Annotated in this window: 12 protein-coding genes; all 12 read right to left on the minus strand. The window is 55.0% G+C overall.

Annotation, left to right across the window (positions count from 1 at the left end; all coding sequences use genetic code 11):
- Positions 1-1,261: 1,261 nt before the first annotated feature.
- Positions 1,262-1,894, minus strand: coding sequence for a helix-turn-helix transcriptional regulator (locus AAAX72_RS09475; protein ID WP_349130137.1), 633 nt, complete (start codon positions 1,892-1,894; stop codon positions 1,262-1,264).
- Positions 1,895-1,925: 31 nt separating this feature from the next.
- A complete protein-coding gene (locus AAAX72_RS09480; protein ID WP_349130139.1) occupies positions 1,926-2,609 on the minus strand; it encodes a DUF3990 domain-containing protein in 684 nt (227 codons plus the stop codon).
- A 100-nt stretch (positions 2,610-2,709) separates the two neighbouring features.
- Complete coding sequence (gene yihA / locus AAAX72_RS09485) at positions 2,710-3,300, minus strand: ribosome biogenesis GTP-binding protein YihA/YsxC (RefSeq protein WP_349130140.1); 591 nt, start codon at positions 3,298-3,300, stop codon at positions 2,710-2,712.
- A gap of 38 nt (positions 3,301-3,338) precedes the next feature.
- Positions 3,339-4,079, minus strand: a complete 741-nt coding sequence (gene mtnN, locus AAAX72_RS09490) for a 5'-methylthioadenosine/S-adenosylhomocysteine nucleosidase (RefSeq protein ID WP_349130141.1) — start codon at positions 4,077-4,079, stop codon at positions 3,339-3,341.
- 78 nt (positions 4,080-4,157) lie between these two features.
- A complete protein-coding gene (locus AAAX72_RS09495) occupies positions 4,158-4,943 on the minus strand; it encodes a serine hydrolase (protein WP_349130142.1) in 786 nt (261 codons plus the stop codon).
- Positions 4,944-5,591: 648 nt separating this feature from the next.
- The gene (pflA, locus tag AAAX72_RS09500; protein ID WP_349130143.1) at positions 5,592-6,410 is read right to left on the minus strand and encodes a pyruvate formate-lyase-activating protein; all 819 of its coding nucleotides are present in this window, start codon (positions 6,408-6,410) and stop codon (positions 5,592-5,594) included.
- Between the two features lie 186 nt (positions 6,411-6,596).
- Positions 6,597-7,325 (minus strand): DegV family protein, encoded by a 729-nt coding sequence (locus AAAX72_RS09505; protein WP_349130150.1) that lies wholly within the window; start codon positions 7,323-7,325, stop codon positions 6,597-6,599.
- Entirely contained in the window at positions 7,326-7,451 is a 126-nt protein-coding gene (locus AAAX72_RS09510; protein WP_349130145.1) for a DegV family protein, read from the minus strand. It abuts the gene before it with no gap.
- 276 nt (positions 7,452-7,727) lie between these two features.
- Positions 7,728-9,176 (minus strand): glycoside hydrolase family 32 protein, encoded by a 1,449-nt coding sequence (locus AAAX72_RS09515; protein ID WP_349130146.1) that lies wholly within the window; start codon positions 9,174-9,176, stop codon positions 7,728-7,730.
- Between the two features lie 95 nt (positions 9,177-9,271).
- On the minus strand, positions 9,272-10,723 hold the full coding sequence (locus AAAX72_RS09520) for a PTS transporter subunit EIIC (protein ID WP_349130148.1): 1,452 nt from the start codon (positions 10,721-10,723) through the stop codon (positions 9,272-9,274).
- A 45-nt stretch (positions 10,724-10,768) separates the two neighbouring features.
- On the minus strand, positions 10,769-12,151 hold the full coding sequence (locus AAAX72_RS09525; protein WP_035137642.1) for a family 43 glycosylhydrolase: 1,383 nt from the start codon (positions 12,149-12,151) through the stop codon (positions 10,769-10,771).
- 183 nt (positions 12,152-12,334) lie between these two features.
- Positions 12,335-13,345 carry a LacI family DNA-binding transcriptional regulator gene (locus tag AAAX72_RS09530; RefSeq protein ID WP_349130149.1) on the minus strand — a complete coding sequence of 337 codons (1,011 nt, stop codon included), beginning with the start codon at positions 13,343-13,345 and terminating at the stop codon, positions 12,335-12,337.
- Between the last annotated feature and the right edge of the window lie 310 nt (positions 13,346-13,655).

The raw sequence follows: 13,655 nt of genomic DNA on the forward strand, positions 1-13,655 counted from the left end.
AACGAGGGCAGCCCCATGGGCGCCAGCGGAATGTGGGGTCACCGCGCGGTCCGCATCTGATGGTGTCGACGTCAATGGTATACGGGTGCATCATCGACGTCTTCAATACAGAAAATATCAGTGCGGATTGTTTTCAGGGGAAGCCCCAAGGGGGCCTGCGCAGCCTCGAAAGGATAATCGCATTCGCTGATTTAATCTTGTGCTCCAACGGAGCCACGGACGAGAGGCCTTCGCGCTGCGGAATAATTTTGAGGGGAACACCCCGACCATCCCTGCGTTTACCTTGCTAAGGATGTCTACAGGAACCCACGCTTTGAAGGGGCGCCGGGCAGATAGGGGCTTTTTAAGTTACATAATAAACTGTTTATCTATGCTACTATTTAACTAGGCATCGCAGTATGGAGGTGGTCAAAGTGTTACGCACACTCAAAGCTTCGTTTTTCCTCTCGATACTTTTGATATTACCGATATGTTTCTCGTTTAGCCCTTCGACTGCTTATGCTGCAGAAAGCGGTGCTGTCGCAATTTCTGGCGCAACCCAAGATTTTGATTTAACGAAAGGTCCCGAGCAGTCTCATCAAATCAGGCTTAAGGATGGGACCGTTGCAGTAATAGGAATTAAAAAAAACCAATGAGCCCAGCCTGATATGGGACAGTTACTACAACAACGCATCTGGAACTTGGACTATCTATTACAACAGTCCTTTTATTTATCGCGAATTCAAGATCAAGATAGCGAACTCGCTCATTACCAGCGCTTGGGGACAAAACTATACGACTATCGGCTGTACGGTAACTAACGAGTCCTTTATATGGAACTCGAAACAGGCGACATATCGACTCAACTATGAATCGATGGGGATGACGTCCGGTATCGCCGTGTTGCAAGCGACCATGGAAGGCAGCACGCTCCACACCTATGCAAACTAGACTCACATCAATTGAGGAAGTTCAATGATCCCAATTCCTGCACGCTCAGACATTATGATCGCTCTCGTTTGGATTCTCATCGGAGTGTTTATTTGGCGTATCTGCAAATGGGTTAAAAACAAGAAATAGTTGATAAAACGTATATGCCATTTATGCGATGCTTGGGGCCGTTAAATCGGCCCCTATTTCTATAGCTTTTCAAGCAGCAGTCACCCATTTGGAAGTCGCAATGCCATTCATACGATTTCGGCCCTTTAAGCCGCTTTCTATTGGTAGGGACTCTTGCTGGTAAGGATTGCTTACTAGATACAAACCTCGGCAATAAATTGGGTTAGGCTGCGCTGGTTTCTTTGTATTCGAAGACTGGCTCTAGGAGATCTTCGATGTTGCAGTGGAGGGCTTTTGCTATGGCTCTTACGCTTGTTACCGAAGCTTCATTGATGTTTCTCTGGCGCTGCTCGTACATTTGGATTGAGCGGAGTGATACGCCCGATTCGTATGCCAGGTCTTGCTGGGTTTTCTTAAGCCTCTTCCTTGCTAGCGCCAGTTTGGTTTGACGAGGTGTTTTCTTCGCTATATCGCAAACAAGACGCGCCACACGCTCCTCTGAGGCTTCGTGCCAGGGGTAATACATATTGCACAGCGCATCGAACGGAACGGCATGCAGCAGGTCTTCGAAAGACTCGCCCAGACGCCATTGCAGATATGCCAATATCCAGCCCGTCCAATACTCCGGCGTCTTCTCAAAACGATAGGTGCGGTCCGGTATAGACCCGCTTTGATATCCCGACCTTTCGGCGATAAGTGCGAACAGCTCAACACCTGATTTTCCCGATACGACCCATGCGTTGCCGCGCTCAAACTCGCGAGCTACGCCGCTCAGGCAAAAGAGCTCAGCGATCTCGGACCCTTCCGCTCCATAGTCGTTCACGGCATAGTCAAAGCAGTCGCCAAGGTTGTTCATTGCGTCCTCGAGGTAGTAGACGGGGTACGTCCTACTCGGACCACAACTCGTTAACTCTTGGATCATCCAAATCAACCCTCCCCGCCATTAAATCCTTGATGTCGATACCTTCAGAATCAAATCCATTTACCGTGTCCAAGTACTTGCGCCGAGCGTTCTGCTCTCGCTCAAAACGCTTGGGATAAAACTCAGATCCCGAAGCCGGCTTCCAATCGCAGAATCTAATCGCCGAGAATGCGCGCTCACTCATAAGAGCATATTGAATGCCTAGATCGCCCAGGCGCATAATGCGCTGAAGTTGTCGGAGCGAAATCATGCCATTAACAAACTGCCTTGCAAAAGAAAAATACGAGTCGTCGGCACGATAGCCCCGAATAACGTCGTAAGAAGAAATATCAATCAAACAGTTATCAAGCAGAAATCGAAGTCCGTCGCGTGCTAGCGGCGTCGAGACATTAAACTCCCGGTTGTCGGCCAAAATCGCAAGCCAATTGAGGATTGAAAACTCCCCAGACTCTAAATCCAAGACCGAAAGGCCATCTAAATCAAGTTCATATCGATTTGCAATGCCATCCGACTCGGTCCGGCATGCCCATTCCATCGCCATTTCTTCATGTGGCGTGCAATAAAACCCGCGCCCATAGTCATTGAATTGTCTGCATTTATCCAACGACGGATGCTCGACAACAACCTCCGACCCGTGCCAAAGCTCCATATCGACCTCCAAACAAAAATATCACCCCAGTGATAGTTTACCAATAACTATCACTGGGGTGATATAGATAGACAAAAGTTGTTTGACAGTGCGGCATGCCCTAGAGGCAAGCCTCAGCGATGCGCTTTTTGAGTTCGTCGATGCCGGTACCGGTCTGGGAGCTTGTGATGATTACGTTCTCGGCCGGGACGTTGAGTTGCTTTTTGATGACTGCTGCCTGGCGGGCCTGCTGGGTGCGGCTGAGCTTGTCGGCCTTGGTGAGGCAGACGATAAAGTTGAACTCGTTGCCCTGCAGGTAGTCGATCATGTCATGGTCGAGCTTACTGGGATCGTGGCGAATGTCCACCAGCGATACAACCAGGTTAAAGCTGCGCTCGGAGTCGAAGAAGTCGCCGATGAGCTCGGCCCAGCGGTCACGCTCGGCCTTGGAACGGCGGGCGAAACCGTAGCCCGGCAGGTCGACGAAGTGCACGTCGTCAGCCTCAAAGAAGTTGATGTTGCTCGTCTTGCCCGGTGTGCTCGAAACCTTGACGAGGTTTTTGCGGCCAAAAAGCTTGTTCATGATCGACGACTTGCCCACGTTGGAGCGGCCGACGAAGCTCACCTCGGGGCAGGTGGACTCGGGAATCTGCGAAACCTTGCCATAGCTGGCAACGAACTTGGCAAGCTGGTAGTTAATGGAATCGGCCATGGACACTCCTTGGTCGTAGGTTCTTACAAAAAAGCGCGCTAATAGATAGCAGCGATACGGCGAACGATATCGAGCGTAATGCCACTCGCGGTGCGGGCATACTCGAACAGGTCGAACTCGCGGTCGCAAATCGCATCGTACGCCTCGTCACAATTATCGCTGATAGCGCGCAGCACCAGGCAATCGACACCATTTTTGGTTGCGACATGGGCAATTGCCGCGCCCTCCATGCCGACACAATCGGCATGCGTCGCCTCGATAGCGTCGTTGCGCATGGCGGCGCCCGTCACAAAGCGGTTACCCGTGGCAATCGTGCCGACCAAGAACTGCTTTGCGCCCTCGTTCGAAGCGGCTGCATTTGTCGAAGCATCAACAAACCCACGCTCAGCAAGCACATCGGCAGCAATATCGACCAGCGCAGGCGTCGAGCCAAACTCCTCGAGCCCCGGTGCAGACTCGGCGATAAGCGCGGTATCGGTATCCAGATAGCGCAGGCATTTGCCGATGACCACGTCGTCGATATGGAGCTTGGGGTTCAAACCGCCCGCGATACCCGAAAGCACAACTGCCTGTGGAGCATACTTGCTAATGAGGTGCTGTGTTGCGGCGGCAGCGTTTACCGTGCCCATACCCGCCGTCGTGGCGACAATCGACAGGCCATCGAGCCCGCCGGTCACAACGTTCAAGCCCGCCTCCTGTGCCTCGCAAACGTCGCTCAACTCTTCCTTAATCTGCATGATCTCTTTTTCGAGTGCACCGATAATCGCGATGGTAGCCATGCCATTCCCCAAACCTATACGAAATTCTCAACCACGGTATGGTACCAGCATTTTGTTTGCCAACGCCAAACGAACACGCTAGGCCAGCGCAGCTCGCATATCAAAGAACGCCTTAGCAATCGCAGCCGTAACCTCGCTCGAGCGGTCGCTCCACGGCATCGATGTCATGATGCTCATGACATAGGTACGGCCATCGATGTCGATAAGGCCCGCATCGCATGTCGAATAGCAACCATCCTCGCTAATCCAGCCTGCCTTGTTGCGCACCAAAACCTGCTCGTCAGCAATCCCATCACGGATAAATGAGCACGATGTTGATGACAGCAGTTCAAATAACCACTGGGAGGCCTCACTGCCACAGCTCAAATACTCGCTCATCTCGCGCCACAACTTGGCCGAGGTACGCGCGCAGTAGGTTGGGAAATCGCTCATTGGATCGAGCGCGACCTCGTCTTCGACGCCGAGCGCGGCAATCCAATCCTCGTAACCGACACGGTCAAACGCCGCGCGCAACGCGATAAACGAGTCGTTATCCGAATTAACGACCGCGGCCTCGATTAGGTCGCGCACCGTCTGCCAGCCCATGTTATAGCCACCATAGGTGCCAAGGGAATCATCGAGTGAGACCTGGCCCGTCTCGACCAGAGATTCGCAGATGTACAACGCATAGAGTGCCTTGTAGCTACTCGCGCCGTAAACCTCGACATCGGCGTTATACGTCACGCCCTTGCCGCTCGACAAATCGTAAAACACCACGTCCACATCGCCCAATTCCTGGGCCTGATCAAGGGCATCTTGGAGTGCGGCGAGGCTCTCATCCTCCAAGGCGGGGATCTGGTCATCAACCAATGAGAAGGTCTGCACGGTATCGCCTGAGGGAATATCGTTAAAGTCCGCCTTCGAAAGCCTCGTCTTAAGGCTCGCTGTCGACAGGGTTTGACTTGCGGTGGCTTTAGATTCAGAGACCTTTTTGTTTTGCGTCTGTACCGTTGACGCATCTGAGTGTGCCATTCGCTCCGACGCGTAGGTTTTGGCGGTAATTCCGAGGATAATAACCGCCAACGTTAGCATCCCAACGGCGGCAATCTTCGTTACGCGGATGCGAACGTCAGCGAGGCCACGCGAAGGCGTGCCCTTCGTCTCATATCTGCTGCCATGCTGCGGCACATACTCGTCCCGCGATGCGTTGCTTCGCACGTGGTCTCCTGACTGCTACCGTTTATATACGAGCAGCATAATACCGAGCAGGCATTTCTTTCCAAAGATATTCAGCGGCGTTTAAGGTGTCTTTAAAGAAACCACAAGCGTATTTATCCAAATGGCACGATTCTGTTGCACATCTCTGTCCAAAACGCAGTTGCGGTGAAATAGTTCCTGTTTGGGCAGCATAAGCCGAAAAACAAGAACTATTCCACCGCAACTTGACGGGGCTCTTTAGCAATCAACTAGGTGCCCGGGGGCACTCATTTAAGTCTGTCCCAAATGAGTGCCCTTGGGGGCGAAAATGGCTCGCTAGCCGATGGCGTTTTTGAGTTCCGCGCGGCGCTTTTTCATGCCCGTCATGACGGCGTTGCGCAGCTCGGGCATGCGCGCGGCATCCATCTGTGGAACGCCCTCGAGCTTATAGGGAATGCCCAGTTGCTCATACTTGACGACACCCATCGTGTGATACGGCAGCATCTCCAGGCCAACCACGTTATGCCACGGGGCGATTAGACGACCGAGCGCCTCGCACTCCTCAACCGTATCGGTGATACCCGGCACCACCACATGGCGGATAACGACCTTAATCTTGCGACGCGCGAGCTCATCACCAAACGCCAGAATGCGTGCGGGATCGCAACCGGTCAGCTTTTTATGCTCGACGGGATCGGCGTGTTTAATGTCGAGCAGCACCATGTCGGTCTCGTTGAGAACGGCATCGAACTTCTCGGGATGCGCGGGGTCGAACGCATAGCCGCAGCTATCCAAGCAGGTGTGCACGCGACCATCGGGGTTGTTGTGCATGGCGCGGAACAGGTCGGCCAAAAACTCAGGCTGCAGGAGCGGCTCGCCGCCGGATACCGTAATACCACCGCTGCGGTAAAACTCATGGTTGCTCTGGAACTCGTCCATCAGGTGCTCGACGGTCACCATGGTGCCGCCGTTAACCGACCAGGTATCGGGGTTGTGGCAATACGCACAGCGCATGGGGCAGCCCTGAACAAACACCACAAAGCGGATGCCGGGTCCATCGACCGTTCCCATCGTCTCAATCGAATGCACGCGGCCCAGGACAAACGCAGAGTCCTCAGGACGAGCGTCCACACCCTCGAGCGTCATCTCAGCCATTCCCGCTACCTTGCCTCTCATTGGTTTTAGCTACATAAATGCCAGAGTCATTCTAGCCCATATGCATGATGGCGAAACGGTTTAGCGGTCAATTGGGTTGTTCTATTTGACCCCACGCAAGAGCGGCGGGTAGGTTGTCGCAACCCGCCCGCCGCCGAGGCAATAGAAATCGATAGACGCCAGGCCTTACGCCTTGAGCGTGAGCACCGCGCCGAAGGCGGTCGGGCCGCAATGGCTCGAGATGACGCCGCCGACCTGAGTCCAGGTAATGTCCTTAAAGCCCAGGTCGTGCGCATAGACTTCCATGTCGTCGCGCAGCTCCTGGGAAAGGCCTACCGAATACGCCAGGCCAATGTGCGAGTAGTCAATCTCGCCCTTCGCAACCATGTGGTCAATAAAGGCGCGGGCGCACTTGAGCATAGAGCCGCGGAACTTCTTGGTTGCCACGAACTTGCCGCCCGTCACCTCAATGCAGGGCTTAATCTTGAGCAGGTGGGCGCCAAGGAATGCCACGTTGGACAGACGACCGCCCGCCTTAAGGAAGGCTAGGTCGGTAGGAACAAAGCCCAGCAGCACACGGTCCATGACGGAATTCGTAAATGCAAAGATTTCGTCGACGGTGGCATCGGGGTGGGCCTCGATGTATTTGGCGGTCTCGACGACGACGAGCGACTGGCCCACCGAGACAAAGCGCGTGTCCATGGAGAACACGTAGTCGCGGCCCTTAGCTGCAATCTTGGAGGACTGATGCAAGCAGGTCGTGGCCTCGGAGTACGCAAGATGCAGAATGGTCGCATCGGGCTGCTCGGCATGGATACGGTCGTACACGTGAGCAAAATCCGCAGGCGCGCAGCCACTGGTCTTGGGCATAACGCCAAACTCGTTGCAGCGCGAATAAATCTCGAGCGGATCGATCTAGCCGTCCTCGACGGTCTCGTCACCAATCGTGACATGCATAGGCACGCGCACGATACCGTAGCGTTCGCAGAGCTCCGGCGTCACATCCGAACCAGACTCAACCACGATTACGTACTTGCCCATTATCATCACGACCCATCTCAACATTGGCTTTTCAACACATGGCACGCACCGCCGCACTGTTGCACAACGGCGTCCAAGCGCCAAAGAGACGCCGCCCCTTGCACACAACAAAGGACAGCGTCTCCCTGGAAAACTCCGTGCTTAACTGAGATTTTACACGGTTTATAAATGAGTGTTACTTATCCCGCAAACGGTCGCCATACGTGATAAACGGTAGTTCGCTGCGGCAACTGCGACACATTCCGCCCGGCAAGTCCAATCGTGCTCCACGCACGGTTAATGCGCGAGGCGGTAGAAATCCATCGACGCCGCACCCTCGGCATGCAACCCCATCGCCGAAACCGCCGGCGAATAGGTACGGCTCGTAAGTGCCGCCTCGCCGCTGTTGGCAAAAATCTCGACCATCGTAGTGTCCGAAAGCACGCGCAGGTCGCGAAGCTCGCTGAGCTCGATCGACCTTTGGTCGCGCCCATAGCCTTCGTCACCCATGTCGAGGGTAAGCATCCCGTCCGCATAACGTACAAAGACACCCTTGCGGATTTCGAGCTCGACCATCTTGGCGCCCTCACAGGAAACCACAAGATCAAACAGGCGTCCCGGCTCCTCAACGGTTTCACCGCCTGTCGCGCGAACGCAGTCGCCGCGCATCCTCTCAATCTCGTGCGCCGGCTGCTGGCAGAGCTTACCATCGCGCATGCTCAGCTCTCGCGGCGCCGTCAACGCGCACTGCCACCCGCGCACCACCGTCGGGTTTTCTGCCGTCGCATCGGGGCAACCCGACCATCCGATCATCAAACGCCGGCCTGCAGCATCCTCAAAGGACTGCGGAGCATAGAAATCAAAACCGGCATCGACCATCGGGGGCATGCCCTGCCCGACGATTTTAAAGCTCGGCGCCTCCCAATCGGCCTCGATGGGGAACCACACGCACTGATGCGGATTGCGGTAACGCCAACCATCGGCAGGCACACCCTGCGGACAGCAAACGAGAATAAGCTCGCCATCGAGCTCAAACAGATCGGGGCACTCCCACATAAAGCCAAACTTCTCGCCCAACTCAATGCGCGTCGCATAGCTCCAGTCCTCAAGATTGCGCGAGGTATAGACAAGCACGCAGCCACGGTCGTCTTTCGTACGAGCGCCCAGAACCATGTAGTAGATACCATCGTGCTCAAGGATCTTGGGGTCGCGCACGTGCGTACCGATATCGTCGGGGTAATCGACCGGTCCAACAGCTATGCACTTCTCGCCCAATTCGTCGGGATTCTCGGCAACCATATGAATCTGGTTTTGCTCACGGCCCGTCAACACGTAGTCGTAATCATCGCGGTCAAAATGCTTGACGTTGCCGGTATAGAAGTAGTGAATCTTGCCATCGCGTACAAAGGCAGAACCAGAATACGCTCCGTTCGAATCCAAATCGGAATCGGGGAACAGCACAGGGCCGTGATTCTCGTACGTCACAAAATCCTTTGTCGTCAGATGGTTCCAAAGCACTGGACCGCCATGCGCAGCATCGAACGGATCGTATTGATGATAGATGTGATACGTATCACCAATCTGAACCAAACCGTTGGGGTCGTTGAGCCAGCCAAGCTCAGGCTCCACATGGAACAGGAGCCTATCGGGGTCGGACGCGATGCGACCAGCCGTCTCATCCTGTCCGGCACGCCACTGATCATAGTCCGCGCGTGTCACCTTATTTTTTTGATTAAACATCGCCATTGACTTTCTCGTCTATAGGGAAGGACGCTCGACTCGCACGAGCCGAGCGCCCTTCCTCAAATGGACTTATCCGCACATTACGCTGAACGGCTCAACTAGAAGCTGACATCGAAGCCAGCACCAGCGCCCTCTTCATCGGTGGTCGGAACGCCCTTTGCCTTGTTGTAGGCAAAGATCAAGACGATCGGCACGATAAAGGCGATAAGATTACCAGCCACATACCACACGAGGGTCTCGGGCGTAACGATGAGCAGGCCAAGCACACCGGTCAGACCCTGACCGATAGCGCGCACTTCAAAGAGCTTGACGAAGGCACCGCCGCAGCCTGCACCGATGCATGCGCAGATGAACGGAATGATCGAATAGCGCATGTTTGCAGCGAAGATAGCGGGCTCGGAGATACCGACCAGCGTCGGAATAAAGGACGACATGCAGATGTTGCGCTCTTTGGAGTGCTTCTTGTGAATGAGGTACATGCCGATGGCGCCGCCGCCCTGGGCGATGATGGAAACCGACCAGATGGCCTGGATGTAGTTGAAGCCAGTCGTGGCAACGAGGTTGGCCTCGATACCCTGGATGAACTGATGCGTACCGGTAACGACGAGCGGCTGCAGGAACGCGGCGAAGACAAAGGCACCAAAGACGCCCATTCTGTTGTACAGGACATCGATTACGCCAGCGAGGACGTCGCCGATCAGGTTGCCGAGCGGGCCGAACACGGTGAACAGGGCAACGTTAGCAAGAATCAGGGTAACGGTCGGGACAAAGACAAACGAGACGACCTCGGGGATGTACTTCTGGGCAATCTTTTCGACCTTGGCCATAAACCAGGCAGTCAGGATTGCAGGGAACACACCGCCCTGGAAAGCAACCATGGGAATGGATAGCGGACCGAAGTTCCAGTACTCAGCACCCGTCGGGTCCATAACGAACGTGTTACGGTTCATAAGACTCGGGTGAACCATGACGATACCGACGAGGATGCCCAGGATCGGGTTACCGCCAAAACGCTTGACCGCGCTGTACATAACCAGGACAGGCAGGTAGTCGAACGTGGTGGCGATAATGGCAAAGAAGCTTGCGAGGTTCTTGAGGAACTCGCTGTGATCGGCGAGACTGCCCTCCATGCCAAAGAGGCCGTTGGCAACGATCAACGACTTAAGGCCGATGATGATAGCGGCACCGACGAAGGCAGGAATGATGGGGATAAAGATGTCCGAGAACACCTTGAGGACCGAGAAGAACTTGCCTTTCTTGTCCGCCTCGGCACCCTTGACCTCGGAAGCGCTAATCTCCTTGACGCCCGTCAGAGCCATAAACTCATCGTAAACCTTGTTGACGGTACCGGTACCAAAGATGATCATGAGCTGGCCGCTGTTGTACAGCACGCCCTTGACGCCATCGATGTTCTCGAGCTCGGCCTTGTTGTATTTGCTCGTATCCTTGAGCACCAGACGCAGACGGGTCACGCAATGCGTGGCGCCCTCGATGTTCTCCAGTCCGCCGACGTTGTCGACGACTTGCTGGGACACTGCCTTGTAGTCCATGTTCCTCTCCATTCCTTTTCTAAATCATAAAACGGTTCGTTGCCGCTACAGAGACGCGATCGTTGCGTTTGCGCACTTGAGCGCACCGTCGGTGACGGTAAGCGCCACACCCTGGCCCTGCTTGTTGCAGAAGCGAGCGTTGAGCGCAACATCATCGACAAAGATGGTCGCGATGTCGTCGTCGACGACCAGACGCACATGGTGAGTGCCCTCGCCCTTAAAGAACAACGGACGCTCGAGGCCCATGTTGTTGACCTGGAACCACGGGTACTGGGGAGCCGGCGTGAACTCGAGCTTGCCCTCGCGCAGGTTGGCGCGGAACTCATAGGCAAGACCGGTCTCGGCGTCCTCGGCGAACTTGACCGAGAAGCCGGCAGCGTTACCGCCGAGCTCAATGTCGGCATCGAGCAAGTAGGTGGAGCCGGCATCCGCGGCGAGCACCTGCTCGACCTTGCCCGACTCGCAGGAAAGCTCAAAGGTCTCGACTGCCTTAGCCTCGCCAAAGGCGCCAAGCATGCTGTCGGGGAGCTTGGTGCCGAGCGTTCCGTCGGCACGCTGAACGATCTCGAGGGGCATAAAGGTGCCACCCCATAGGTAAGAGCTGGGGTCGCCGCCCTCGTCACGCGTAGGAACCCAACCAAAGAGAACGCGACGCTCGCCATCGAATGCGGTGCGAGCGGCGTAGTACGCGCGGCCGTCGAAGGAGTCGTCAGCGGGGGTAATCCAAGGACCGTTGATGGACTTGGACATGCGGTAACGGGTCTTGTTGCCGTCGCTGTACTCGGAAAAGACGAGGTACCACCAGTCGCCCATCTTAAAGAGATCAGGCATCTCAAACATGGTGTACAGGCCCGGGTTCCACCAGTCGCCCTGGAACTCCCAGTTGGTCAGATCCTTGGAGGTGAACTTGACCAGGCGGCCGGTCATCAGACGCTTGTCCTCGCCCACACGCGTGCCGAGGATGAGCATGTACTCTTCGTTCTCCTCATCCCAAAGCACAAAGGGATCGCGCCAGTTGCGGTCATCGTAACCCTCCTGGGGCGGAAGCAGCGTCTCGGCGATGTTCTTCTCCCACTTGACGGCGTCGTCGCTCGTTGCGTGAAGAAGAACCTGCTTCATCAAACGTGCGCGGACCTTATCGCGATTGCAACCAGTGTAGAGCGCATGGTACTTGTCGCCCACCTTAAACACCGTGCCGGCATAAATGTACTGGTCGACTTCCTCGTCGCCGCCACGCTCAAGGCTCTCGCCAAAGTCCTTGTAGTTGACGAAATCCTTGGTCGTAGCGAGTGCCCAGCCAAACGGCTCTCCGAAAGGTTCGGGGTTACGCGTGTCACGCTGATGATAGAGATAGAACGTGCCGTCCTCGCCGTACGGCATGATGTCGCCTACCCAAATTCCCTCAGGCTGGTAATACACCTTGTGCATCCGAGACTTCCTTTCCACGACATACTAACTCGGTACAATGGCAAGATATGTCAATCGTTTTCATATGTCAAACGTTTTCACACCAATACGTCTTTTCGCAGTTCCAGTCGTCGGCAAACGGTTGACATATGCCGGTGAACGGTCATCAGAGGCGTTTGAGGAATTCTTTTGGCACGGGATGAACTACGCGGTTTTGCCCTCAATGAGTTCAACGGGGAGCTTGATATTCGATTCGGGATTATCGCCGTTAATAAGAGCGATGATGGATTGCGCCGCGAGCTCTCCGATGCGATCGATATCTTGACGTACGGTTGTTAAGTCAGGCATAAACGTCATAGTTCGGCGGGCACCATCCGCGCCCACGATCTTAATATCGTCTGGAGCGCTCAAGCCGCGCTGCTTCATCACGTTGAGACAGATGGCCGCCATCGTATCGTCTCCCGCAAAGATGCCGTCAATATCGGGGTTCTCATCGAGGATCTTCGCAACGACCGCGCCCTTTTCGTCGTCGGGCTTAACGAACTCAACCTCACGGACAAGCGCGGACAAACCGGCCTGCTCAACAACATCGAGGTAGGCATCGGTACGCTTATTGGCAGGCATGCGCATGCGGCTATTGCTGCGCAGGCACAGGATACGCCTGCAGCCGTCATCAATCAGACGGCGCGTGGCGAGCTCGCCAATGCCATAGCTGTCACTTGCAATCTGGACAGAGCCCTCGCCAAGATCGCAGTCGATGCCAACCAGGCTCAAGCCCATCTCGGCATATGCCTCGGCACCGATATTGAGGGAGTTGACGATGACGCCGTCGACCATATTGCGGCGGAGCATGTCAATATAGGAACGCTCAAGATCGGGTCGATTGGCGCTGTTGCACAGCAACATCTTAAAGCCGTTTTCCGCTAACGTGCGCTCGACCGCCTGCACAACCTGAGCATGGAACGGGCTGCTCACAAAGGGAACGATCATACCGATAAGATTCAGGCGACCGTTGAGCATGGCACGGGCGATATCGTTGGGCGTATAGTTGATGCGCTCCATCGCCGCATGGACTTTATCGCGGGTTTCCTGGCTAATGTAGCCGCGATTATTAAGCACGCGAGATACCGTAGTAGGCGAAACCCCCGCCACCGCTGCAACTTCCTTGATGCCAGGCTTAGCAGAATCCTTAGAACGAGTGCCCTCGCGAGCCATAGCACCCTCCCCCATCAACATGTCATACGTTTACATACGAACAAAGCATACCCCAACAACAGCGGGAAGACGGTAACAGCACAAGTAAGTAAACGACTCATCCAAATAATTAGGAGAGTTCCGCCTAAAGGGTGACTCCGAAGAACCCCGCTTGGCCGTTTTTGGGTTATTTTCCAAAACATCCCGCACTGATATTTTCTGTATTGAAGACGTCGATGATGCACCCGTATACCATTGACGTCGACACCATCAGATGCGGACCGCGCGGTGACCCCACATTCCGCTGGCGCCCATGGGGCTGCCCTCGTTT

This window comes from Collinsella sp. CLA-ER-H8 (genome assembly GCF_040092335.1).
In the GTDB taxonomy this organism is placed as follows: Bacteria; Actinomycetota; Coriobacteriia; order Coriobacteriales; family Coriobacteriaceae; genus Collinsella.

Bases quoted from the DNA above. Each gene is read 5' to 3' on its own strand.
- AAAX72_RS09475 (WP_349130137.1), bottom strand. From the start codon at position 1,894: ATGAACAACCTTGGCGACTGCTTTGACTATGCCGTGAACGACTATGGA.
- AAAX72_RS09480 (WP_349130139.1), bottom strand. From the start codon at position 2,609: ATGGAGCTTTGGCACGGGTCGGAGGTTGTTGTCGAGCATCCGTCGTTG.
- yihA (WP_349130140.1), bottom strand. From the start codon at position 3,300: ATGGCCGATTCCATTAACTACCAGCTTGCCAAGTTCGTTGCCAGCTAT.
- mtnN (WP_349130141.1), bottom strand. From the start codon at position 4,079: ATGGCTACCATCGCGATTATCGGTGCACTCGAAAAAGAGATCATGCAG.
- pflA (WP_349130143.1), bottom strand. From the start codon at position 6,410: ATGGCTGAGATGACGCTCGAGGGTGTGGACGCTCGTCCTGAGGACTCT.
- AAAX72_RS09510 (WP_349130145.1), bottom strand. From the start codon at position 7,451: ATGGGCAAGTACGTAATCGTGGTTGAGTCTGGTTCGGATGTGACGCCG.
- AAAX72_RS09515 (WP_349130146.1), bottom strand. From the start codon at position 9,176: ATGGCGATGTTTAATCAAAAAAATAAGGTGACACGCGCGGACTATGAT.
- AAAX72_RS09520 (WP_349130148.1), bottom strand. From the start codon at position 10,723: ATGGACTACAAGGCAGTGTCCCAGCAAGTCGTCGACAACGTCGGCGGA.
- AAAX72_RS09525 (WP_035137642.1), bottom strand. From the start codon at position 12,151: ATGCACAAGGTGTATTACCAGCCTGAGGGAATTTGGGTAGGCGACATC.
- AAAX72_RS09530 (WP_349130149.1), bottom strand. From the start codon at position 13,345: ATGGCTCGCGAGGGCACTCGTTCTAAGGATTCTGCTAAGCCTGGCATC.